This is a genomic window from Pseudomonas syringae group sp. J254-4, assembly GCF_032586855.1.
In the GTDB taxonomy this organism is placed as follows: Bacteria; Pseudomonadota; Gammaproteobacteria; order Pseudomonadales; family Pseudomonadaceae; genus Aquipseudomonas; species Aquipseudomonas amygdali.
This window is the reverse complement of record NZ_JAWHOO010000006.1, coordinates 217,351-237,892: the sequence shown is the minus strand read 5'-3', so window position 1 is coordinate 237,892 and position 20,542 is coordinate 217,351. Positions and strand designations below refer to the sequence as shown.

The 20,542-nt window shown below is 51.5% G+C and carries 23 protein-coding genes; 21 read left to right on the top strand and 2 right to left on the bottom strand.

The annotated features are described in order from the left end of the window. Positions 1–8 precede the first annotated feature (8 nt). The 14 genes from rplF (at position 9) to bfr (ending at position 8,733) form a co-directional block, all read left to right on the top strand. Positions 9–542 (top strand): 50S ribosomal protein L6, encoded by a 534-nt coding sequence (gene rplF / locus RYB09_RS10500; RefSeq protein WP_002555474.1) that lies wholly within the window; start codon positions 9–11, stop codon positions 540–542. A 10-nt stretch (positions 543–552) separates the two neighbouring features. Then, positions 553–903 (top strand): 50S ribosomal protein L18, encoded by a 351-nt coding sequence (gene rplR, locus RYB09_RS10495; RefSeq protein ID WP_002555473.1) that lies wholly within the window; start codon positions 553–555, stop codon positions 901–903. 3 nt (positions 904–906) lie between these two features. After that, entirely contained in the window at positions 907–1,407 is a 501-nt protein-coding gene (gene rpsE / locus RYB09_RS10490; RefSeq protein WP_003317099.1) for a 30S ribosomal protein S5, read from the top strand. A 2-nt stretch (positions 1,408–1,409) separates the two neighbouring features. Further along, entirely contained in the window at positions 1,410–1,586 is a 177-nt protein-coding gene (rpmD, locus tag RYB09_RS10485) for a 50S ribosomal protein L30 (RefSeq protein WP_002555471.1), read from the top strand. A gap of 3 nt (positions 1,587–1,589) precedes the next feature. Further along, a complete protein-coding gene (gene rplO, locus RYB09_RS10480) occupies positions 1,590–2,024 on the top strand; it encodes a 50S ribosomal protein L15 (protein ID WP_002555470.1) in 435 nt (144 codons plus the stop codon). Then, positions 2,025–3,359: a preprotein translocase subunit SecY gene (secY, locus tag RYB09_RS10475; protein WP_002555469.1), complete on the top strand. Its 1,335-nt coding sequence runs from the start codon at positions 2,025–2,027 to the stop codon at positions 3,357–3,359. Positions 3,360–3,387: 28 nt separating this feature from the next. Further along, a complete protein-coding gene (rpmJ, locus tag RYB09_RS10470) occupies positions 3,388–3,504 on the top strand; it encodes a 50S ribosomal protein L36 (RefSeq protein WP_002555468.1) in 117 nt (38 codons plus the stop codon). 130 nt (positions 3,505–3,634) lie between these two features. Then, positions 3,635–3,991 (top strand): 30S ribosomal protein S13, encoded by a 357-nt coding sequence (rpsM, locus tag RYB09_RS10465; protein WP_002555467.1) that lies wholly within the window; start codon positions 3,635–3,637, stop codon positions 3,989–3,991. Between the two features lie 30 nt (positions 3,992–4,021). After that, positions 4,022–4,411 (top strand): 30S ribosomal protein S11, encoded by a 390-nt coding sequence (gene rpsK, locus RYB09_RS10460; protein ID WP_002555466.1) that lies wholly within the window; start codon positions 4,022–4,024, stop codon positions 4,409–4,411. An 18-nt stretch (positions 4,412–4,429) separates the two neighbouring features. After that, the gene (gene rpsD / locus RYB09_RS10455; protein WP_002555465.1) at positions 4,430–5,050 is read left to right on the top strand and encodes a 30S ribosomal protein S4; all 621 of its coding nucleotides are present in this window, start codon (positions 4,430–4,432) and stop codon (positions 5,048–5,050) included. A 22-nt stretch (positions 5,051–5,072) separates the two neighbouring features. Then, positions 5,073–6,074 carry a DNA-directed RNA polymerase subunit alpha gene (locus RYB09_RS10450; protein ID WP_002555464.1) on the top strand — a complete coding sequence of 334 codons (1,002 nt, stop codon included), beginning with the start codon at positions 5,073–5,075 and terminating at the stop codon, positions 6,072–6,074. Between the two features lie 41 nt (positions 6,075–6,115). After that, complete coding sequence (gene rplQ / locus RYB09_RS10445; protein WP_002555463.1) at positions 6,116–6,502, top strand: 50S ribosomal protein L17; 387 nt, start codon at positions 6,116–6,118, stop codon at positions 6,500–6,502. Between the two features lie 166 nt (positions 6,503–6,668). Further along, positions 6,669–8,114, top strand: coding sequence for a catalase (locus RYB09_RS10440; RefSeq protein WP_316888237.1), 1,446 nt, complete (start codon positions 6,669–6,671; stop codon positions 8,112–8,114). A 154-nt stretch (positions 8,115–8,268) separates the two neighbouring features. Beyond that, positions 8,269–8,733 carry a bacterioferritin gene (gene bfr / locus RYB09_RS10435; protein ID WP_002555461.1) on the top strand — a complete coding sequence of 155 codons (465 nt, stop codon included), beginning with the start codon at positions 8,269–8,271 and terminating at the stop codon, positions 8,731–8,733. Between the two features lie 92 nt (positions 8,734–8,825). On the opposite strand, the gene uvrA is transcribed toward bfr, so the two are convergent. After that, positions 8,826–11,660: an excinuclease ABC subunit UvrA gene (uvrA, locus tag RYB09_RS10430; protein WP_058402687.1), complete on the bottom strand. Its 2,835-nt coding sequence runs from the start codon at positions 11,658–11,660 to the stop codon at positions 8,826–8,828. A 129-nt stretch (positions 11,661–11,789) separates the two neighbouring features. Between uvrA and RYB09_RS10425 the strand changes: the two genes are divergently transcribed. The 3 genes from RYB09_RS10425 to RYB09_RS10415 all read left to right on the top strand — a co-directional run bounded on the left by RYB09_RS10425 (position 11,790) and on the right by RYB09_RS10415 (position 14,426). Further along, positions 11,790–13,184: an MFS transporter gene (locus RYB09_RS10425; RefSeq protein ID WP_058402686.1), complete on the top strand. Its 1,395-nt coding sequence runs from the start codon at positions 11,790–11,792 to the stop codon at positions 13,182–13,184. Positions 13,185–13,193: 9 nt separating this feature from the next. After that, the gene (locus RYB09_RS10420; protein WP_002555458.1) at positions 13,194–13,757 is read left to right on the top strand and encodes a single-stranded DNA-binding protein; all 564 of its coding nucleotides are present in this window, start codon (positions 13,194–13,196) and stop codon (positions 13,755–13,757) included. Between the two features lie 252 nt (positions 13,758–14,009). Beyond that, positions 14,010–14,426 carry a transcriptional regulator gene (locus RYB09_RS10415; protein ID WP_316888234.1) on the top strand — a complete coding sequence of 139 codons (417 nt, stop codon included), beginning with the start codon at positions 14,010–14,012 and terminating at the stop codon, positions 14,424–14,426. Between the two features lie 157 nt (positions 14,427–14,583). Here RYB09_RS10415 and RYB09_RS10410 read toward each other — a convergent pair whose 3' ends face one another. Then, on the bottom strand, positions 14,584–16,341 hold the full coding sequence (locus tag RYB09_RS10410) for an ABC transporter ATP-binding protein (RefSeq protein ID WP_316888232.1): 1,758 nt from the start codon (positions 16,339–16,341) through the stop codon (positions 14,584–14,586). Between the two features lie 202 nt (positions 16,342–16,543). On the opposite strand from RYB09_RS10410, the gene RYB09_RS10405 reads away from it, so the two are divergent. The 4 genes from RYB09_RS10405 (at position 16,544) to RYB09_RS10390 (ending at position 20,329) form a co-directional block, all read left to right on the top strand. Continuing rightward, on the top strand, positions 16,544–16,729 hold the full coding sequence (locus RYB09_RS10405) for a hypothetical protein (protein WP_139218885.1): 186 nt from the start codon (positions 16,544–16,546) through the stop codon (positions 16,727–16,729). 90 nt (positions 16,730–16,819) lie between these two features. Further along, positions 16,820–18,388, top strand: a complete 1,569-nt coding sequence (locus RYB09_RS10400; protein ID WP_316888255.1) for a hypothetical protein — start codon at positions 16,820–16,822, stop codon at positions 18,386–18,388. Next, positions 18,381–19,331 carry a phosphotransferase gene (locus tag RYB09_RS10395; protein WP_316888229.1) on the top strand — a complete coding sequence of 317 codons (951 nt, stop codon included), beginning with the start codon at positions 18,381–18,383 and terminating at the stop codon, positions 19,329–19,331. The genes RYB09_RS10400 and RYB09_RS10395 overlap by 8 nt, the downstream gene beginning before the upstream one ends. Beyond that, on the top strand, positions 19,328–20,329 hold the full coding sequence (locus tag RYB09_RS10390) for a nucleotidyltransferase domain-containing protein (protein ID WP_316888228.1): 1,002 nt from the start codon (positions 19,328–19,330) through the stop codon (positions 20,327–20,329). The genes RYB09_RS10395 and RYB09_RS10390 overlap by 4 nt, the downstream gene beginning before the upstream one ends. Positions 20,330–20,542: the final 213 nt, after the last annotated feature.

The window sequence follows — 20,542 nt, the reverse complement described above, 5'->3', positions numbered from 1 at the left end:
GGATAAGCATGTCACGCGTCGCTAAGAACCCCGTTAAGCTGCCATCCGGCGTCGAAGTCAAACTCGTCGGCCAGCTGCTTTCGGTGAAGGGTGCCAAGGGCACTCTAGAACTGAACATCCATTCGTCCGTTGAGATTGTTGAAGAAGCTGGTGAGCTGCGTTTCGCTGCTCGCAATGGCGATCAACAAACCCGCGCAATGGCAGGCACCACTCGTGCACTGGTAAACAACATGGTCCAAGGCGTGAGCCAAGGCTTCGAGCGCAAGCTCCAGCTGGTCGGTGTTGGTTACAAGGCGCAAGCAAAAGGCACGGTACTGAACCTTGCACTTGGCTTCTCGCACCCAGTGGACTACGAATTGCCGAATGGCATCACCGCTGAGACCCCCAGCCAGACCGATATCCTGATTCGCGGTATCGATAAGCAGTTGGTTGGTCAAGTGGCCGCTGAGATCCGCGACTTCCGCCGTCCTGAGCCTTACAAAGGCAAAGGTGTGCGTTACGCAGACGAAGTCGTCCGCCGTAAAGAAGCCAAGAAGAAGTAGGGCATAGCAAATGACCGTCAAAAAAGTTACCCGACTGCGTCGCGCTCGCAAAGCACGCCTGAAAATGCACGAGCTAGAAGTCGTGCGTCTCTGCGTGCACCGCTCTTCGCAGCACATTTATGCCCAGGTCATCTCGGCCGACGGCAGCAAAGTCCTGGCAAGCGCCTCGACTTTGGACAAAGAACTGCGTGATGGCGCCACTGGCAACATCGACGCGGCCACTAAGGTTGGCAAGCTGGTCGCCGAGCGCGCGAAAGCCGCGGGTGTATCGCAAGTCGCTTTCGACCGTTCTGGCTTCAAGTACCACGGCCGTGTCAAAGCGCTGGCTGATGCTGCTCGTGAAGGCGGGCTGGAGTTCTAAGTTATGTCAAATCACGACCAAAAACGCGACGAAGGCTACATCGAGAAGCTGGTTCAAGTTAACCGCGTGGCCAAAACCGTAAAAGGCGGCCGTATCTTCACTTTCACTGCGTTGACCGTAGTGGGTGATGGTAAAGGGCGCGTTGGCTTCGGCCGTGGCAAGTCACGTGAAGTGCCTGCTGCTATCCAGAAGGCGATGGAAGCTGCTCGTCGCAACATGATTCAGGTTGATCTGAACGGCACTACCCTGCAGTACGCAATGAAGTCTGCTCATGGCGCCTCGAAGGTGTACATGCAGCCTGCTTCTGAAGGTACCGGTATCATCGCTGGCGGCGCTATGCGCGCAGTGCTGGAAGTTGCTGGTGTCCAGAACGTATTGGCCAAGTGCTACGGTTCGACTAACCCGGTAAACGTGGTTCACGCCACTTTCAAGGGTTTGAAGGGCATGCAGTCTCCTGAGTCGATCGCTGCCAAACGTGGCAAGCGTGTTGAGGAGATCATCTGATCATGGCTACCGTTAAAGTAACGCTGATCAAAAGCATGACCGGCCGCATCCCTAATCACAGATTGTGCATTAAGGGTTTGGGTCTGCGTCGCATCGGTCACACTGTAGAAGTCCTGGATACTCCCGAAAATCGCGGGATGATCAACAAGGCTTACTACATGCTGCGAGTCGAGGGTTAATCGATGAAACTCAATGATCTGAGTCCAGCGCCGGGTTCCCGTCGCGAAAAGCATCGTCCGGGCCGTGGTATCGGTAGCGGTTTGGGCAAGACCGGTGGCCGTGGCCACAAAGGTCAAAGCTCCCGCTCCGGTGGCACTATTGCTCCGGGCTTTGAGGGCGGCCAACAGCCGCTGCATCGTCGCCTGCCAAAATTCGGTTTCGTTTCCCTGAAAGCCATGGACCGCGCAGAAGTGCGTCTGTCCGAGCTGGCTAAAGTGGAAGGCGACATCGTAACTGTGCAGTCCCTGAAAGATGCCAACGTGATTAACCAGAACGTTCAGCGTGTGAAAATCATGCTGTCGGGCGAAGTTACTCGCGCTGTCACTATCAAGGGTATCGCCGCCACCAAAGGTGCGCGTGCGGCTATCGAAGCAGCTGGCGGCAAGTTCGAGGAATAAATGGCTAAGCAAGGTGCTCTCTCTGCGCTCGGCAAAGGCGGTATGTCTGAACTCTGGGCTCGTCTGCGTTTTCTGTTCCTGGCGATTATCGTCTACCGAATAGGCGCACACATCCCGGTTCCAGGTATTAACCCTGACCGACTCGCAGAACTGTTTCGACAGAATGAGGGGACCATTCTTAGCTTGTTCAACATGTTTTCCGGTGGCGCGCTGGAACGGATGAGCATCTTTGCATTGGGGATCATGCCGTACATTTCGGCATCGATCATCATGCAGTTGATGACCGCCGTCAGCCCGCAACTGGAGCAGTTGAAGAAGGAAGGTGAAGCTGGCCGTCGCAAGATAAGCCAGTACACCCGCTATGGCACTGTTGTCCTGGCTCTTGTTCAAGCTATCGGCATGTCCGTTGGCCTGGCGAGTCAGGGCGTCGCGTTTTCTGGGGACCTGGGTTTCCACTTTGTGGCCGTAACTACCTTCGTGGCAGGTGCGATGTTCATGATGTGGCTGGGCGAGCAGATTACCGAGCGCGGTGTCGGCAACGGTATCTCGATGTTGATCTTCGCAGGTATCGTCGCTGGTCTTCCGAGAGCAATTGGGCAGTCTTTCGAGTCTGCGCGTCAGGGTGATATCAACATCTTCGCTCTGGTTGCTATCGGTTTGCTGGCGGTAGCGATCATCGGTTTCGTGGTGTTTATTGAGCGTGGTCAGCGTCGTATTGCTGTTCACTACGCCAAGCGTCAGCAGGGCCGCAAGGTCTTCGCTGCACAGACAAGCCACTTGCCGCTGAAAGTGAACATGGCTGGCGTTATTCCAGCCATCTTCGCGAGCAGCATTTTGCTGTTTCCGGCTTCGTTGGGTTCCTGGTTTGGTCAGTCTGAAGGTCTGGGCTGGTTGCAGGACATCTCGCAGTCGATCGCTCCTGGTCAGCCGTTGAATATTCTGCTGTTTAGTGCAGGGATTATTTTCTTCTGCTTCTTCTATACGGCGTTGATGTTCAATCCGAAAGACGTAGCGGAAAACCTGAAGAAGTCCGGTGCCTTTATTCCGGGTATTCGTCCAGGCGAGCAGTCGGCGCGCTATATTGATGGCGTTTTGACTCGCTTGACCATGTTCGGTGCTCTATATATGACGGCCGTGTGCCTGCTTCCCCAGTTTCTGGTGGTTGCGGCAAACGTACCGTTCTACCTTGGCGGGACCTCGTTGCTGATCGTGGTCGTGGTTGTGATGGACTTTATGTCGCAAGTGCAATCTCACCTCGTTTCGCACCAGTATGAATCCCTGATGAAGAAAGCCAACCTGAAGGGCTACGGTGGCAGCGGCGGTATGCTGCGCTGAAGCACCCCTAAGGTTCGAGGAGTTGGTGATGAAAGTTCGTGCATCGGTGAAAAAGCTGTGCCGTAACTGCAAGATTATTCGCCGCGAAGGTGTGGTTCGAGTAATTTGCAGCGCGGAACCACGTCATAAGCAGCGCCAAGGCTGATTGTGATTTGTGCTTAAGCCCAGCAGCTAGTGCGCTGCTGGGTTGATTATTTGTTACTACAGCGATATTATCTCGCGCCCTATTTCTTGGCTTCCGGGGCGTAGGTAGCTGTCAATTGGAGTCCCACTGAATGGCCCGTATTGCAGGCGTTAACATTCCAGATAACAAGCATACTGTTATCTCGCTGACCTACATCTATGGTGTTGGTCGCACCACTGCACAGAAAATTTGTGCAACCACCGGTGTAAACCCGGCGGTGAAAATCAAAGATCTGAGCGACGAGCAGATTGAACAGCTGCGTGGCGAAGTGGCGAAGTTCACCACTGAAGGTGACCTGCGTCGCGAAATCAACATGAAAATCAAGCGCTTGATGGACCTGGGCTGCTACCGCGGTCTGCGTCATCGTCGTGGTCTTCCAGTACGCGGTCAGCGTACCAAGACCAACGCGCGTACTCGCAAAGGTCCGCGTAAGCCGATCCGCAAGTAATCGCACCAGCGCAACGACAGGAATTTAGTCATGGCAAAACCTGCTGCTCGTCCTCGTAAAAAAGTTAAAAAGACAGTGGTTGATGGCATCGCCCACATCCACGCGTCGTTTAACAACACAATCGTCACCATTACCGATCGTCAAGGTAACGCTCTTTCGTGGGCTACCTCCGGCGGTTCGGGTTTCCGTGGTTCGCGCAAGTCCACTCCGTTCGCTGCTCAAGTAGCTGCTGAACGTGCTGGTCAAGCTGCGCTGGAGTACGGTCTGAAGAACCTCGACGTCAATGTCAAGGGTCCAGGCCCAGGTCGTGAATCCGCTGTCCGTGCATTGAACGGCTGTGGCTATAAGATCGCCAGCATCACCGACGTGACGCCAATCCCGCACAACGGGTGCCGTCCGCCGAAGAAGCGCCGCGTGTAATCCAGGAGACTGTAAGAAATGGCTCGTTACATTGGTCCAAAATGCAAACTTGCTCGTCGTGAAGGCACCGATCTCTTTCTGAAGAGCGGCGTTCGCGCTATCGAATCCAAGTGCAACATCGAAGCAGCTCCAGGTATCCACGGCCAACGCCGCGGTCGCCAGTCCGATTACGGTACTCAGCTGCGTGAAAAGCAAAAAGTCCGTCGTATCTACGGCGTTCTCGAGCGTCAGTTCAGCGGCTACTACAAAGAAGCCGCCGGCAAGAAAGGTGCAACAGGCGAGAACCTGCTGCAACTGCTCGAATGCCGTCTGGACAACGTTGTATACCGCATGGGCTTCGGCTCGACGCGTGCCGAATCCCGTCAATTGGTTTCGCACAAGTCGGTCAGCGTAAACGGCAAAACCGTTAACGTTCCTTCTTATCAGGTTCGTGCTGGCGACGTTGTTGCTATCCGCGAAAAAGCTAAGAATCAGCTGCGTATTGTCCAGGCTCTCGATCTGTGTGCCCAACGTGGCCGCGTAGAATGGGTAGAAGTAGACACTGAGAAGAAATCGGGCGTTTTCAAGAACGTTCCAGCTCGCAGTGATCTATCCGCCGACATCAACGAAAGCCTGATTGTCGAGCTCTACTCCAAGTAAGGGCTAGAAAATAGGTGCATCCATGCAGATTTCGGTAAATGAGTTCCTGACACCCCGCCATATTGATGTGCAGGTTGTCAGTCCAACCCGCGCCAAGATCACTCTCGAGCCTCTCGAGCGTGGTTTCGGCCATACCCTGGGCAACGCGCTTCGCCGCATTTTGTTGTCCTCCATGCCCGGCTGTGCAGTAGTCGAGGCCGAGATTGACGGTGTACTCCATGAGTACAGCGCCATCGAAGGTGTACAGGAAGACGTCATTGAAATCCTGTTGAACCTTAAAGGTCTGGCTATCAAGCTGCACGGTCGAGACGAAGTTACGCTGACCTTGTCGAAGAAGGGTTCGGGGGTGGTTACCGCTGCCGATATTCAGCTGGATCATGATGTCGAGATCGTTAACCCCGATCACGTAATCGCTAACCTGGCGTCTAACGGCGTCTTGAACATGAAGCTCACCGTAGCTCGTGGTCGTGGTTATGAGCCGGCAGACTCGCGTCAAAGCGATGAAGACGAAAGCCGCAGCATTGGTCGCTTGCAGCTTGATTCTTCGTTCAGCCCGGTTCGCCGTATCGCATACGTGGTTGAAAACGCCCGTGTCGAGCAGCGTACTAACCTGGACAAGCTGGTTATTGATCTGGAAACCAACGGTACTCTGGACCCTGAAGAGGCTATCCGTCGCGCTGCAACCATCCTGCAACAGCAGTTGGCTGCGTTCGTGGACCTCAAAGGCGACAGCGAACCAGTGGTAATCGAACAGGAAGACGAGATCGATCCGATCCTGCTTCGTCCGGTTGACGATTTGGAACTGACCGTGCGTTCGGCCAACTGCCTTAAGGCGGAGAACATCTACTACATCGGCGATCTGATTCAGCGCACCGAAGTAGAGCTGTTGAAGACTCCGAACCTGGGCAAGAAATCCTTGACCGAGATCAAGGACGTTCTGGCTTCTCGTGGTCTCTCCCTCGGCATGCGCCTCGACAACTGGCCGCCGGCAAGTCTTAAGAAGGACGACAAGGCTACGGCCTGATCGTCGTAATCACCGAACGCGAGTTTGGTAAGGAATGAACCATGCGTCATCGTAAAAGTGGACGTCACCTGAGCCGTACCAGCTCTCACCGTAAAGCCATGTTTCAAAACATGGCGGTGTCGCTGTTCGAGCACGAGCTGATCAAAACTACCCTGCCGAAAGCCAAGGAACTGCGTCGCGTTGCCGAGCCGCTGATCACCCTGGCCAAGGAAGACAGCGTTGCTAACCGTCGTCTGGCTTTCGACCGTACTCGTTCGAAAGAAATCGTCGGCAAGCTGTTCAACGATCTGGGCAAGCGCTATGCAACCCGTCAGGGCGGCTACCTGCGTATCCTCAAGTGCGGTTTCCGCGCTGGCGACAACGCGCCAATGGCGTACGTCGAGTTGGTTGATCGTCCTGTCGGTGGCTCTGTAGAAGCCGCTGAATAAGACATCAGTTTGAACAAGAAACCGGGCCTTGCGCCCGGTTTTTTGTTGTCTGGGATTTAAAAAACCTATCGATAGTCATGGTTTAATGAATTCGACGCTGCAATAGTTTTCCACAATACTTCCTCTCAAGCCAATCAACCGGCTATACAACCAGAGGAAGACTTACATGAGTCAGAAGACCCTTACGACCGCCAGCGGTGCACCAGTCGCCGACAATCAGAATTCTCGCTCGGCAGGCCCGCGTGGTCCTTTACTGCTCGATGATTTCCACCTGATCGAAAAGCTCGCTCATTTCAACCGTGAAAATATTCCGGAGCGTCGTGTCCACGCCAAAGGATCGGGTGCTCATGGAACGTTCACCGTTACCCGTGATATCAGCCAATACAGCAGCGCCAAGCTGTTCGACACGGTCGGCAAGCAGACCCCGATTTTTCTGCGTTTCTCCACTGTAGGTGGTGAGCGTGGTTCGGCGGATACTGAACGTGATCCGCGCGGCTTTGCAATCAAGTTTTACACCGAGGAAGGTAACTGGGACATCGTGGGTAACAACACGCCAGTGTTCTTTATCCGTGACCCTCTGAAATTTCCTGACTTCATCCACACCCAGAAACGTCTTCCGCAAACCAACCTGAAAAGCCCGCAAATGATGTGGGATTTCTGGTCGCATTCGCCTGAAGCGCTGCACCAGGTCACTATTCTGTTCTCGGACCGAGGCATTCCGGACGGCTATCGTCACATGCACGGTTTTGGTAGCCATACGTACAGCCTGATCAGCGCAGCAGGTGAGCGTCATTGGGTGAAGTGGCACTACAAGACCCGGCAGGGCATCAAGAACCTCACGCCAGCCGAGGCTGCGCGCATTGCGGGTACTGATCCCGATTACGCCCAGCGCGATCTGTTCACTGCTATCGAGAGGGGTGACTTCCCCAAGTGGCAGGTCTGCATTCAGCTGATGAGCGAAGCCCAGGCTGCGAACCACCACGAGAACCCGTTCGACGTGACCAAGACCTGGTCGCAGAAGGAATATCCGCTGATTGAAGTAGGTGAACTGGAGCTGAACCGTAACCCGCTCAACTACTTTGCCGAGGTTGAGCAAGCAGCGTTTGGTCCCAGCAATATGGTGCCCGGGGTTGGCTTGTCACCGGACCGCATGCTGCAAGGGCGGGTATTTGCTTACGCCGATGCACATCGCTATCGCGTAGGTACCAATCACCAGCAATTGCCGATCAATGCACCGAGAAACCCAGTGCATAGCTACCAGCGTGACGGGTCGATGGCCTTCGGTACCAATGGCGGGGCGGCTCCGAACTATGAGCCAAACAGCTATTCGGATGCGCCGAAGGAAGATCCGCGCTACGCAGAACCTGCGCTGGCTTTGAGTGGTGCCGCAGGTCGTCATGATCATCGCGTGGACGGCGATTACTACAGTCAGGCGGGCAAGTTGTTCAACCTGATGAGCGCTGATCAAAAAGCGCTGCTGATCAGTAACATTGCGGGGGCGATGGGTGGTGTTTCCAGTGACATCGTTCAGCGTCAACTGCAGCATTTCTACAAGGCTGACCCGGCCTACGGGGAAGGCATCGCCAACGCTTTGGGTGTAAAACTGGGCTGAGTCGAAGTGAGAAACAGAACCGCCCTCATTTGGGCGGTTTTTCGCTTCTTAACGGCGTAGTTTCGCCACTTTTCGTCGGTTTATTGCGTTTTTCTCAGTGACCTCGCGCGGCGCTTGGTTCAAACTATCGGCTTTGAAGCAGGAGTCCGGTGCGATGCAAGGCCACCCCGAAGTAATCGATTATCTCAACACGTTGCTCACGGGCGAACTGGCAGCTCGTGACCAATATTTCGTTCACTCGCGCATGTACGAAGACTGGGGCTTTTCGAAGCTCTATGAGCGCATCAACCACGAGATGGAAGAAGAGGCGCAACACGCTGATGCGCTGATGCGCCGTATCCTGATGCTTGAAGGCACGCCGCGCATGCGTCCGGATGATCTGGACGTCGGCACCACAGTGCCTGAGATGCTCGCCAGCGATCTGCGTCTGGAATACAAGGTTCGTGCTGCGCTGTGCAAGGGGATTGAGCTCTGTGAGCTGCACGGTGACTACGTGACCCGTGAAATCCTGCGTGTGCAATTGGCTGATACGGAAGAAGACCACACTTATTGGCTTGAACAGCAAATGGGCTTGATCAAGTCCATCGGCCTGCAGAACTACCTGCAATCGCAGTTCTGATTCGGCACCCATAAAAAAGCTCCTGCACTTGCGTGACAGGAGCTTTTTTGTATCCGGGTCTGACTGAAGCCAGACCCGTTTCGCGGCGCCGGTTAAGCCCTGTCTCTGATCAACAGGGGCTTCAGGTAATGCCCGGTGTACGACTGCTCCATCTCGGCGACCTGTTCAGGTGTGCCGGTCGCAATGATCTGCCCACCTCTCGAACCGCCTTCCGGCCCCAGGTCCACCAGCCAGTCGGCCGTCTTGATGACATCCAGGTTGTGCTCGATCACCACCACCGTGTTGCCGTGGTCGCGTAAGCGATGCAATACATCCAGCAACTGCTGAATATCCGCAAAGTGCAGGCCCGTGGTCGGCTCATCGAGGATATACAGCGTTTTGCCAGTGTCGCGCTTGGACAGCTCACGTGACAGCTTGACCCGCTGCGCCTCGCCGCCTGACAGTGTTGTCGCCGATTGCCCCAGCTTGATATAGGAAAGTCCTACATCCATAAGGGTTTGCAGCTTGCGCGCCAGTGCCGGAACGGCGTCGAAGAACTCACGCGCTTCCTCGATGGTCATTTCCAGAACTTCGTGGACGTTCTTGCCCTTGTACTTGATCTCAAGCGTTTCACGGTTGTAACGCTTGCTCTTGCACACATCGCAGGGCACGTAGATGTCCGGCAGAAAGTGCATCTCGACCTTGATCAGCCCGTCGCCCTGGCACGCCTCGCAGCGTCCGCCCTTGACGTTGAACGAGAACCGGCCCGGACCGTAGCCCCGTGAACGCGATTCAGGTACACCGGCAAACAGTTCACGAATCGGCGTGAACAGCCCGGTATAGGTCGCCGGGTTGGAGCGCGGCGTACGACCGATAGGGCTCTGGTCAATGTCGACGACCTTGTCCAGATGCTGCAGGCCATTGATGCTGTCGTGCGCGGCCGCCTCAAGCGTCGTGGCACCGTTCAGCGCCGTGGCGCTCAGCGGAAACAGTGTGTTGTTGATCAGCGTCGACTTGCCCGACCCGGAAACACCCGTCACGCAGGTCAGCAGACCAATCGGAATATCGAGATTGACGTTCTGCAGGTTGTTGCCACGCGCACCTTTGAGCGTCAGCGACAGCTTCTTGTTACGCGGCGTGCGCTTGGCGGGTACAGCAATCTTCACACGGCCCGACAGGTACTTGCCGGTCAGTGAGTCAGGATGCGACATCACTTCGTCCGGCGTACCTTCGGCAACGATATGCCCACCATGCACACCCGCGCCCGGGCCAATGTCGACCACGTAGTCGGCCAAGCGAATCGCATCTTCATCGTGCTCCACCACAATCACGGTGTTGCCTATGTCGCGCAGGTGCTTGAGCGTGCCCAGCAAACGATCGTTATCGCGCTGGTGCAGGCCAATGGACGGCTCATCGAGGATGTACATCACCCCGACCAGACCCGCACCGATCTGGCTGGCCAGGCGGATACGCTGAGCCTCACCGCCGGACAGAGTGTCCGCGCTGCGATCCAGTGTCAGGTAATCCAGCCCGACATTGACCAGAAACTGCAGACGCTCACGGATTTCCTTGAGAATCTTGTCGGCAATTTCGCCGCGCCGTCCGGTCAGCTTGAGCGTTTCGAAGTAATGCGTGGCATCGCCAATCGGCAGATTGGTCACCGCAGGCAAAGTCTTTTCACCTACCCACACATGGCGCGCCTCACGACGCAAGCGGGTGCCTCGGCAATCGGGGCAGGGCTGCGTGCCCAGAAACTTGGCCAGCTCTTCACGCACGGTCGCTGATTCGGTTTCCCGGTAGCGACGTTCCAGATTCGGCACGATGCCTTCGAACGGGTGCGCGCGCTTGACGATATCGCCGCGGTCGTTCAGATAGCGGAAGTCGACACTCTGCGAGCCGCTGCCGTTGAGCAGAATTTTCTGCATGTCGGCCGGGATTTCTTTGAACGGCACTTCCAGACTGAAACCGTAGTGCTTGGATAACGACCCCAGCATCTGGAAGTAATAGACGTTACGCCTGTCCCAGCCTCGTATCGCGCCTTCGGCAAGCGTCAACTCGGCATTTACCAGTCGCTTGATATCAAAGAACTGCTTTACGCCCAGACCGTCGCAGGTCGGGCATGCGCCGGCCGGGTTGTTGAAGGAGAACAGCTTCGGTTCCAGCTCGCTGATCGCATGGCCACAGATAGGGCAGGCGAAGCGGGCGGAGAAGATCACTTCCTCGCCCGGCTCGTCGTCCATTGGCGCAACCAGGGCGATACCGTCGGCCAGCTTCAGGGCGGTCTCAAAGGACTCGGCCAAACGCTGCTGCAGATCGGCGCGGACCTTGAAACGGTCCACGACCACATCAATCGAGTGCTTCTTCTGCTTGTCCAGCTTCGGCAGCTCATCCAGCTCGCACAGCTTGCCGTTGACCCGCGCGCGAACAAAACCTTGCGCGCGCAGCTCTTCAAAGACCGAGAGATGCTCACCCTTGCGCTCACGGATAACCGGCGCAAGCAGCATCAACTTGCTGCCTTCGGGCTGGGTCAACACGAGATCGACCATCTGGCTGACGGTCTGCGCTTCCAGCGGGATATCGTGGTCCGGGCAGCGAGGCTGTCCGACTCGTGCGTATAAAAGACGCAGGTAGTCGTAGATTTCGGTGATCGTCCCCACAGTCGAGCGCGGGTTGTGCGAAGTAGACTTCTGCTCGATGGAAATCGCTGGCGATAGACCTTCGATCGTGTCGACATCCGGTTTTTCCATCATCGACAGAAACTGGCGGGCATAGGCCGACAGCGATTCGACATAGCGGCGTTGCCCTTCGGCGTACAGCGTATCGAAAGCCAGCGAAGACTTGCCTGAACCGGAGAGTCCGGTGATAACGATCAGTTTGTCGCGGGGAAGTGTCAGGTCAATATTTTTCAGGTTGTGGGTTCGTGCCCCACGTATCAGGATCTTGTCCACTGCGGCCTCGCTTGGCGGGCATAAACGACGGAGTATAAGGCTCCGAGCCATTACGCGGCAAAGCGTCGCGTATGTGCTGTACAACGATGGGACTGGTAGAATCGCCGCCGGTTCACACGAGGTTATTCCATGCACGATACCCACAGCGAGCGTATGAGTAGCGGCGAGACCCGCGCAGCAGGCGGTCTGGCCCTGGTGTTCGCGTTCCGCATGCTTGGCATGTTCATGGTTTTGCCGGTTCTGGCAACCTACGGCATGGACCTGGCGGGCGCGAGCCCTGCACTGATCGGTCTGGCGATTGGCGCTTATGGCCTGACCCAGGCTGTGCTGCAGATTCCGTTCGGGATCATTTCCGACCGTATCGGACGGCGACCGGTTATTTATCTCGGCCTGATAATTTTTGCGATTGGCAGCGTGGTGGCGGCAAATGCCGATTCGATCTGGGGAATCATCGCCGGGCGCATCCTGCAGGGTGCCGGTGCGATTTCCGCCGCGGTCATGGCCTTGCTCTCTGACCTGACCCGCGAACAGCATCGCACCAAGGCCATGGCCATGATAGGCATGACCATCGGTCTGTCGTTCGCCATCGCCATGGTGGTCGGCCCGGTGATCACCGGTATGTTCGGTCTTTCGGGATTGTTCCTGGCCACAGGCGGTATGGCCTTGCTGGGGCTTCTGATCGTCGCGTTTGTGGTGCCCAAGGCCAATGGCCCGTTGATGCACCGCGAATCCGGCGTTGCCAGACAGGCCCTTGGGGCAACTTTGCGTCATCCCGACCTGCTACGCCTGGATTTGGGTATCTTCGTGTTGCATGCGATGCTCATGTCCAGCTTCGTGGCCTTGCCGCTGGCGCTGGTCGAAAAAGCCGGTTTGCCCAAGGAACAACACTGGTGGGTCTACCTGACCGCCTTGCTGGTTTCCTTCTTCGCGATGATCCCGTTCATCATCTATGGCGAGAAGAAACGTCAAATGAAGCGCGTTCTGCTGGGCGCCGTCACAGTTTTGATGCTGGCTGAGCTATTCTTCTGGGCCTACGGGGACACGTTGCGGGCACTGGTCATCGGGACAGTGGTATTCTTCACTGCGTTCAACCTGCTGGAAGCGTCGTTGCCGTCGCTGATCAGCAAGGTTTCACCGGCCGGCGGAAAAGGCACGGCAATGGGAGTTTATTCCACCAGCCAGTTTCTTGGTTCGGCCGCAGGTGGGATACTGGGCGGCTGGTTGTTCCAGCACGGTGGGCTCGATGTGGTGTTCCTGGGTGGTGCAGCCATGGCCGCCGTCTGGCTCGCCTTCGCAGTGACCATGCGAGAACCGCCTTACGTGACCAGCCTACGTCTGCCGTTGTCGCCGCAGGCGCAGCGTGAAGCAGGCCTGGCAGAGCGTTTGATGTCCGTAGCAGGCGTGACAGATGCAGTGGTGGTTGCTGAAGAGGCGGCCATCTACATAAAACTCGACACAAAATTATTGGATCGCGCCTCTCTCGAAAAGCTGGTCAATCCAGCGTCAGAAGCGTGCGAAGCCTAGGAGAACGTTATGGCCCGTGGGGTTAACAAAGTCATATTGGTCGGTACATGCGGCCAGGATCCCGAAGTTCGCTACTTGCCTAACGGTAACGCCGTGACCAACCTGAGTCTGGCAACCAGCGAACAATGGACTGACAAGCAGAGCGGTCAGAAAGTCGAAAAGACCGAATGGCACCGCGTATCGATGTTCGGCAAGGTCGCCGAAATCGCTGGCGAATACCTGCGCAAGGGTTCGCAGGTGTACATCGAAGGCAAGCTGCAGACCCGCGAATGGGAAAAAGACGGTATCAAGCGTTACACCACTGAAATCGTCGTCGACATGCAGGGCACCATGCAACTGCTGGGCGGCCGTCCACAAGGCGACTCCCAACAAGGTCAGGGCGGCGGCAACTACAACCAGTCCGCACCGCGTCCACAGCAGTCGCGCCCACAGCAATCGGCGCCGCAGCAGTCCGCACCTCAGCAAAACTACAACCAGCAGCCGCCACAACGCGACTCGCGCCCGGCGCCGCAACAACAAGCGCCGCAGCCAGCTGCTGACTTTGATAGCTTTGATGATGATATTCCGTTCTGAATCTCAATAAGGCTAGAATGTAAAGACATTTTTGGTTGTGATATGGCTAAAGCCTAAGTAATCAAAGAGATTTCTGACATAAATGAAAGCCCCGTCTCTGTAAAGAGGTCGGGGCTTTTTCTTTACACGGAAATAGTAGAATAAATAGTTCGACATAAGAGCCTTATTACCGCCGCTGCAACTCAACGAGCCAAATCCACTCCAAGGTCCTACCCTAGGCCCTGATTTAGATATCCCCGTGACACCGAGATAATGAACGAATTGAGCGATTTCAATCCAAACCGGCTAATCCTCGCTAGGCAGCGCCGTAGCTATACCAAGAAATTGCTCGCTGATTATGCAGGTCTCAACAGTAAGCTCATTACGCTCTATGAGACCGGCGCTCAGGATCTAACACCCGAAAGTTTGGGCATGCTTTCTCGCGTCCTGAAATTCCCGGTTAACTTTTTCTTGGGGCGTGACATTGAAGCCCCAACTGATGAAAATGCCAGCTTCCGCTCATTTTCTCGAATGACCGCGGGGAAGCGGGATGCAGCCTTAGCTGCCGGTGGCAACGCTTATCTGCTTGCAGACTGGATGGATCAAAAAATCAATCTGCCATCAGCTGACATCCCTGATTGTTCAGGTATGGATCCTGACACCGTTGCAATGGTGGTCAGGACTGAGTAGCCGTTGGGCCAGGTGATGCGCAGCTAGCGACAGACGATATATAGTAACAATAACTCAGTTTGTCTAGCCGAGTTGATGTCCGCAAAGTCAGAATTCGGCCTAGTAAAAGGCCATCCGCTTTGTCCGCCGGACACTTCACAGTCACATGAAAATTCGATTAAATGCTTGATTGCGATTTCAATAATTTTTGATATAGCTTAGATTCACCAAGCAATTTTAAATGGCTAGCTTGGGAAACAATTTTTCCATCACTCATAAGTAAAATCTCATCAGCATTTTTTATTGAACTGAGCCTGTGAGTAACAAAAATGATTGTGCTATCTTCCATCTTTACTCGGAGCAGCTCAAAGATTTCTTGCTCTAAAACCGAATCTAAGGCTGAGGTAGACTCATCAAGTATTATGATGTTCGGACGCTTTAAAAACATTCGTGCCAATGCGATTCTCTGTCGTTGTCCTCCTGAGAGTGATGCCCCTCTGTCTCCGACTACTGTTTCGTACCCCTCAGGTAGACTGCTAATAAAGTCGTGAACCCGAGCGTCCTTACAACTCTCAACTATGTTTTCACGAGACACGCCAGGACAAGCCATCTTAAAATTTTCGAGTATGGAAACGCTGAACAAATAGCAATCCTGAGAAACGATTCCAACCAGCTCCGACCTATTGCTATCATTCAGATCCCTTATATTTTTACCATCAATAAACACGTCTCCTGCAGTGGGCGAGTAAAGCCCGCAAAGGAGATGGGCCAATGTACTTTTTCCCGACCCGCTTTTTCCAACGATTGCGACCTTGGAACCTAGTTTTATTTCAATGCTACTTTCATGAATTATGAAACCCTTGCGGTCCCCATACGAAAATGAAACATTTTTACACGTTATAAAGCCAAGGCCTGAGCGCTCAATGGTATGAGCTGAGCGCTGTCGAACATTCGAATTTACATAGTTTGAATTTATGGAACTCACTATTCTTTCCAAAATTGAGCTTAAACTTTTAAATTCAATAATCATTTTTAAAAAACCTATAAATGGTCCAAACAATGCATACTGCAAACCTGTTGCCGCAACGATCGTTCCAATACTTATTTGCCCGCTGGCCTTGACTTCTATGGCTCCTGCAAACCAATAGGTGAGCGCCGGCGAGCAGGCAAAGAGAAAGTTGATCAGGGACAATTGCCATCGCCCAGCTAATGCGCCTTTTAACTCAACACTAGAGAGCTCATTCGATCGCCTTTCAAATGCCTCCTCTGCATACTGAACACGACCAAAAGTCTTGATAACAGAAATTCCTGACTCCGAAAGAAATTGATTTATGCAGCTACCTAATTCTTCCAGGTTTTCAAATTTTTGCTTTGCCAGATTTTTCTTTTTTTCGCCTATTGTTATGTTCACATAAGCAGCCAAAGGCACGATAACAACAGAGATAAGCAGCAGCCTTACGTCGAGCATTCCAAGAGCAACAACATTTGAGATTGTCAGGGCTACGTACGATGCTATAGATGCACTAGAGAGAGTAAAAAAACTCTGAAGCGCAGAGACATCGCTAATTATTTTAGATTGTAATGCGCCCGCATTGCTGTTAGCAAAGTACTCCAATGGGTAGTGCATAAAGCTATTGAATAGCTGAGCTCTTAATTTTGAAGCTATTGACTGTCCGATTTTATTAAAAAGCGATGCTTGAAGTACATTAACGGCATTCACGCAAGCAGCTACAGCTACTAGCCCCATTGCTAATTTCGATGTGTATGAGAAGTCACTTTGCGGTAAGGCCACGTCTACTAAATCTCGAATGATGAAGGGCTGCGCCATCCCTACTAAAGCCGCAAAAAATATTAAAAAGAAAGCGCCCATCATCACTGCGCCATGAGGTCGAATAAGCACATCGAAAATTAATTTGCGCTTAGTTAGAATCTGCATAACACGAACCCTTTGTGATAATTTTAAGTACGATCCATTATTTAAGTATTCTTTCCGGTTCGTGTCAGTAGATTTACATTCACTTTAATATTTTGTGAATTTTTGTAATGACATTTGACAGCCACAGAAAAAATATTGGAGATTACCAGCGCTGATGATCAGCATTGGAATTTTTAACCCTTCGTTATTGCGAGGTATTAATATGAATAAGCTGATGCGTAAACTCTCAAAATCCCAAAGCCTGAATCCTACGATTAAAATTTTACGTACACATATCAAGCAGGCAGAACGTTCGCTCAATGTAGACGGACCTGTAGGACCAGGCGGTGGCGGTCCGAGCCCAAAAGCTGACGGTTCCGGTGATTCTGGAAGTTTTCATTACATGTAAATCACAGTGAGTACCCACAGAGTGTTCCGTAACGCACTCTGTGGGCTCTGGCTAAAGCGAAGTTCAAACGGAGATAGACAAGTGTTTGAAATGAAATTTCATCTCGCGGAATCTCACGTACTTCCACAGCTTGTAAATACCGGGCTAGCTTGGAATAGTGGCTACATTAATGTTGTTACACACAGAGCCGTGCGCTGGGATTTTTTGCACACAAAAGATAGCTGGATATTGCTAGTCTATGATGTGTCCACATATTCGGGCGAGGAGTCGATGTTTGAAAAGCCAACTCAAATACCTGTACTTAAGGGCGGAATCAGCACAACCTATCAAGAAATCGAAAATGCTAGAGCAAATATCGTGCGTTGCTTTGAAAATTTTTATGTTATTGAAGGCGTCATAGGTGACATCGCAGGAGGCATAAGCGTATACACAGGGCGAGCACCAAGCTTACCAGCTTATTTTGAACAATACGACGATACACTATGTATTTCATGGGACGTAGAAAAGCTTCTATCCAGAGCTCCCCGCGTGCCAAACTTTTTAATTATAGCGCACCGATTGTCATTGCTAACCCCCTACAGCGTCGAGACTATTTTTGAGGGTGTCCAACTGTTAACTGAGCGGTCTTCACTTATATATAGCCTCAATGGTTTAGACTTTCATTACCCGGCCCAAGTAGACTATGAGGCGGACCTAGAACAAGCGCTTCCAGAAATTGAACTCATCAAAAGGCTGCATTCCTATTTTAATCACACATCACGCCTAGGATTGCGCAGCGCTACGGAAATAAGTGGCGGTATAGACTCTGCGATAGCTGCCTATTTTTCTTCTAAATACAGTGGTGATAATTTTTCTTTAGGGCTATTAATTAGTGATGAGCTTGGCACTCATCAAATACAAAGGCGAAATCAGCTAATCGATGCATTAGGATTCAAAGACTATTCAATCCATATTGATGAATTCCCTCCATTAATCCCACTTTTAGAAAAACAGAAACCACATTACAGAGACGAATTTTATATCAAGGGTTTTAAAAGGCTGTGGTCTGAGGCTAAGTCCAGAGGGTACGATTCAATCATAAACGGACAAGGGGGAGACGAGTTATTTTACATTCAGCGAGGGCAGATAGGACTAAATAGTAAGTTTGACCGCTCGCTGCCAAACTATTTGAGTGCGCGAGCTAACTTGGCAGCCGCCATCGATTCTGTTTTTTTTGCACCTCCGGGATTGATGGCTCGGACAGTTTATAATGGCTTTGGAGTGCAAACTCGAGAAGTTGCTAGGTTGGGTTTGTGGCCACTTCAGCCATTTACTATGCCTAGCATTGTCGCGCCCTGCAAAAGGCTAAATATTCGTGATAGTTGCAAAAAGCAAGTGCTAAAGTCTTTTTTGCAAAAACAATTAAATTTCGATTTGTTTCCAGAAGGTTACAGAGAGGAGAACTTCACATCAGCCATGCTGAACTACATTCTAAAAAACGAAAAACAAATAAAGTTTGAATGTAAAGAGTTAGCCCTTGTCGAATTGGGCTTGGTAGATGCAGATGCGCTTTCCGATTTTCTACTTAATTTCTTTGAAAAAAAGACCTCTTTCACAATGGATCAACTTGTTTTTTTACTTTCAATAGAAGGCATCGTTCGGGAGTACGGTCATGTCTAGCTCAGCGCCTTACAATGAACAAGTCATTAGGGATATAAAGAAAATATTAAATGCCAATTTCAGTTTTCCGACGAGCATTACTAATATAGAGCTGCTTGTAAAAGGTATGAATTACACATTGAGAATTGAATGCAAAAACACAAGATATTATTTTAAGATATTTTCCGCATCAAGAGATGAAATCGACATATCTTTTGAAGTGCACGTCATAAATAGGCTATCTGCAAGCGGCATTGGCGTGGCCACTACTATAAACTCTATTAATGGCGATGCATATATTAAGCTAACACTAGCAGGCGAAGACAGGCTGGCCGTTCTGTATTCTAATGTTGGTGGGCGACCTTTAACTAGCGACTCCAGAGATATATTTCTATTTTCTAAAGCGTTAGCAGAAATTCACAGGACACCAACATCTTTTTTCTTACAATATACCTCTCGTATTTTTTCCATTGAAAGCGAATGCTATAGAATCAGGAGCTCAATAGAAAAGCACTCTTACATACTAAAACCTTTAGCATCAAAACTCCTCGACAATTGCTACTCGATACAAGCACTGGCCTCGAGTGATTGCGCAGTCCTTTCACATGGTGATGCGTGGTTAGGGAACGCAAAATATGTAAATGGAGTTATATACTTTATAGACCTTGAAGATTCTAAGCTAGCAAATCGGAATTTTGACCTGGGTGTTATGGCGTACAACCTCATCGTCAAAAAATATGAAGTTAGAGAAAATATTCAGGCGCTGCTTCGAGGGTATAACGAGCTCAACACCAGCATAACATCAGGTTCAATAAAACCCTATATCCAGTTGCGCTCTCTTTTCATTCTTTGTTTTTTGCTTGAAAACAAGCTTGTCGATCAATCGCTTTTACAAAAGGTTTTCGAACGAACTGAATACTTCACCAGTAGCAAGTTTGATAGCGAAATGGCGCACCTTTCATGATTAGTCTCGATAAAGTTACCCATCAATTTATGATGTATGGTAAAGACGTAGAGGCCATTTATTTATATGGCTCCGCCGCACGAGGTGAGCAAGACGAATTCTCTGATCTGGATTTATTGATAGTATCTGAGTTAGATCCTTTTTACTTGATTTGCCGAGTTAAAGATGATCTTGGAATATGCATTGAGAACGAGGTAGAAATAATATCAAAAAAACAGTTAACCACCATGTTCGAAACAGGCTCTGATTTAGCTTGGACTATCTATCAAGAGGCGAAATTGTTATTTTGTCAGTCTAATCACGTTCAGTGCCCCCAGCCTAACAAGCACATAATAACGAAGGAGTTTCTTGCTTCTCAATACCAAAAATTAAAATCAAGCGCATCTGCACTTAATAATAACGATGCCGTAGGTTTTGAGTGTATACAGATATACAGCGCCATAAGGAGAGTCTACATATCCCTGCACCTGCAACTAAATCTTTATGGTTCAGAAAAAGCTGTGCGCGGCCTTAATTCGTTTTCAAACTTTGACCATCTTTACCAAGACCTTCGATCATTTGTACGCCAGGGAAAAGCTGGTTTAAGAAAAAAGCTGCCGTCTCGTGAATGGATCTTTAACACTATAAGAATTTCGACCAATTGGATTTCTAATGTCGCGAAGGACTACGGAGTTAGCAATGGCGAGCTACAAAACCTAATCACTTATAACGAGCGAGCTTTTAAAGCGAGGAATCATTATAGGCAAGTCCTAGAGTTTTATTCGAAAGAATTTCAGGAATTGCCGCCACCGTTTACACTTTCCAATACAGCGATAGACGCTTGGTGCAAAGATGCCTATGATGCTGGATACGATAGGACTATTGAGCTGTATCGTTTCTCAGTGGGTGATTTAATATTTAGAAAGAGCGACACCCTTTCTCGCATTTATGATACGTTATCTGAGTGCGGCATACCAACAGGGTTTGATAGATACATCAATTTGGTTCTTGATTACTAATAATCTCCGCACACCAAATAGATAATTGTTTTAATTGCCCCCCCCCCACACACAAAACACTCAGCGTCAACAATATGCTTTACGCAAGAGTTCGGGGGAAGGCGGAGGCAAGCAGTCGCAGTGAGTCCAGTGCGAGTGTTCTCTACGTTTTTCGTAGAGGTCACGCTTTCAGTCGGGATATCCTCGAAGAATTAGGGGGTTGGAAGAATTGTT

Coding starts and splice junctions, on each gene's coding strand:
- RYB09_RS10420 (WP_002555458.1), top strand. CDS start 13,194: ATGGCCCGTGGGGTTAACAAAGTCATATTGGTCGGTACATGCGGCCAG.
- RYB09_RS10425 (WP_058402686.1), top strand. CDS start 11,790: ATGCACGATACCCACAGCGAGCGTATGAGTAGCGGCGAGACCCGCGCA.
- bfr (WP_002555461.1), top strand. CDS start 8,269: ATGCAAGGCCACCCCGAAGTAATCGATTATCTCAACACGTTGCTCACG.
- RYB09_RS10405 (WP_139218885.1), top strand. CDS start 16,544: ATGAATAAGCTGATGCGTAAACTCTCAAAATCCCAAAGCCTGAATCCT.
- rpsM (WP_002555467.1), top strand. CDS start 3,635: ATGGCCCGTATTGCAGGCGTTAACATTCCAGATAACAAGCATACTGTT.
- rpmJ (WP_002555468.1), top strand. CDS start 3,388: ATGAAAGTTCGTGCATCGGTGAAAAAGCTGTGCCGTAACTGCAAGATT.
- RYB09_RS10410 (WP_316888232.1), bottom strand. CDS start 16,341: ATGCAGATTCTAACTAAGCGCAAATTAATTTTCGATGTGCTTATTCGA.
- rplO (WP_002555470.1), top strand. CDS start 1,590: ATGAAACTCAATGATCTGAGTCCAGCGCCGGGTTCCCGTCGCGAAAAG.
- RYB09_RS10390 (WP_316888228.1), top strand. CDS start 19,328: ATGATTAGTCTCGATAAAGTTACCCATCAATTTATGATGTATGGTAAA.
- secY (WP_002555469.1), top strand. CDS start 2,025: ATGGCTAAGCAAGGTGCTCTCTCTGCGCTCGGCAAAGGCGGTATGTCT.
- rplR (WP_002555473.1), top strand. CDS start 553: ATGACCGTCAAAAAAGTTACCCGACTGCGTCGCGCTCGCAAAGCACGC.
- RYB09_RS10400 (WP_316888255.1), top strand. CDS start 16,820: ATGAAATTTCATCTCGCGGAATCTCACGTACTTCCACAGCTTGTAAAT.
- RYB09_RS10440 (WP_316888237.1), top strand. CDS start 6,669: ATGAGTCAGAAGACCCTTACGACCGCCAGCGGTGCACCAGTCGCCGAC.
- rplQ (WP_002555463.1), top strand. CDS start 6,116: ATGCGTCATCGTAAAAGTGGACGTCACCTGAGCCGTACCAGCTCTCAC.
- RYB09_RS10395 (WP_316888229.1), top strand. CDS start 18,381: ATGTCTAGCTCAGCGCCTTACAATGAACAAGTCATTAGGGATATAAAG.
- RYB09_RS10450 (WP_002555464.1), top strand. CDS start 5,073: ATGCAGATTTCGGTAAATGAGTTCCTGACACCCCGCCATATTGATGTG.
- rpsE (WP_003317099.1), top strand. CDS start 907: ATGTCAAATCACGACCAAAAACGCGACGAAGGCTACATCGAGAAGCTG.
- rpsD (WP_002555465.1), top strand. CDS start 4,430: ATGGCTCGTTACATTGGTCCAAAATGCAAACTTGCTCGTCGTGAAGGC.
- rpmD (WP_002555471.1), top strand. CDS start 1,410: ATGGCTACCGTTAAAGTAACGCTGATCAAAAGCATGACCGGCCGCATC.
- rplF (WP_002555474.1), top strand. CDS start 9: ATGTCACGCGTCGCTAAGAACCCCGTTAAGCTGCCATCCGGCGTCGAA.
- RYB09_RS10415 (WP_316888234.1), top strand. CDS start 14,010: ATGAACGAATTGAGCGATTTCAATCCAAACCGGCTAATCCTCGCTAGG.
- rpsK (WP_002555466.1), top strand. CDS start 4,022: ATGGCAAAACCTGCTGCTCGTCCTCGTAAAAAAGTTAAAAAGACAGTG.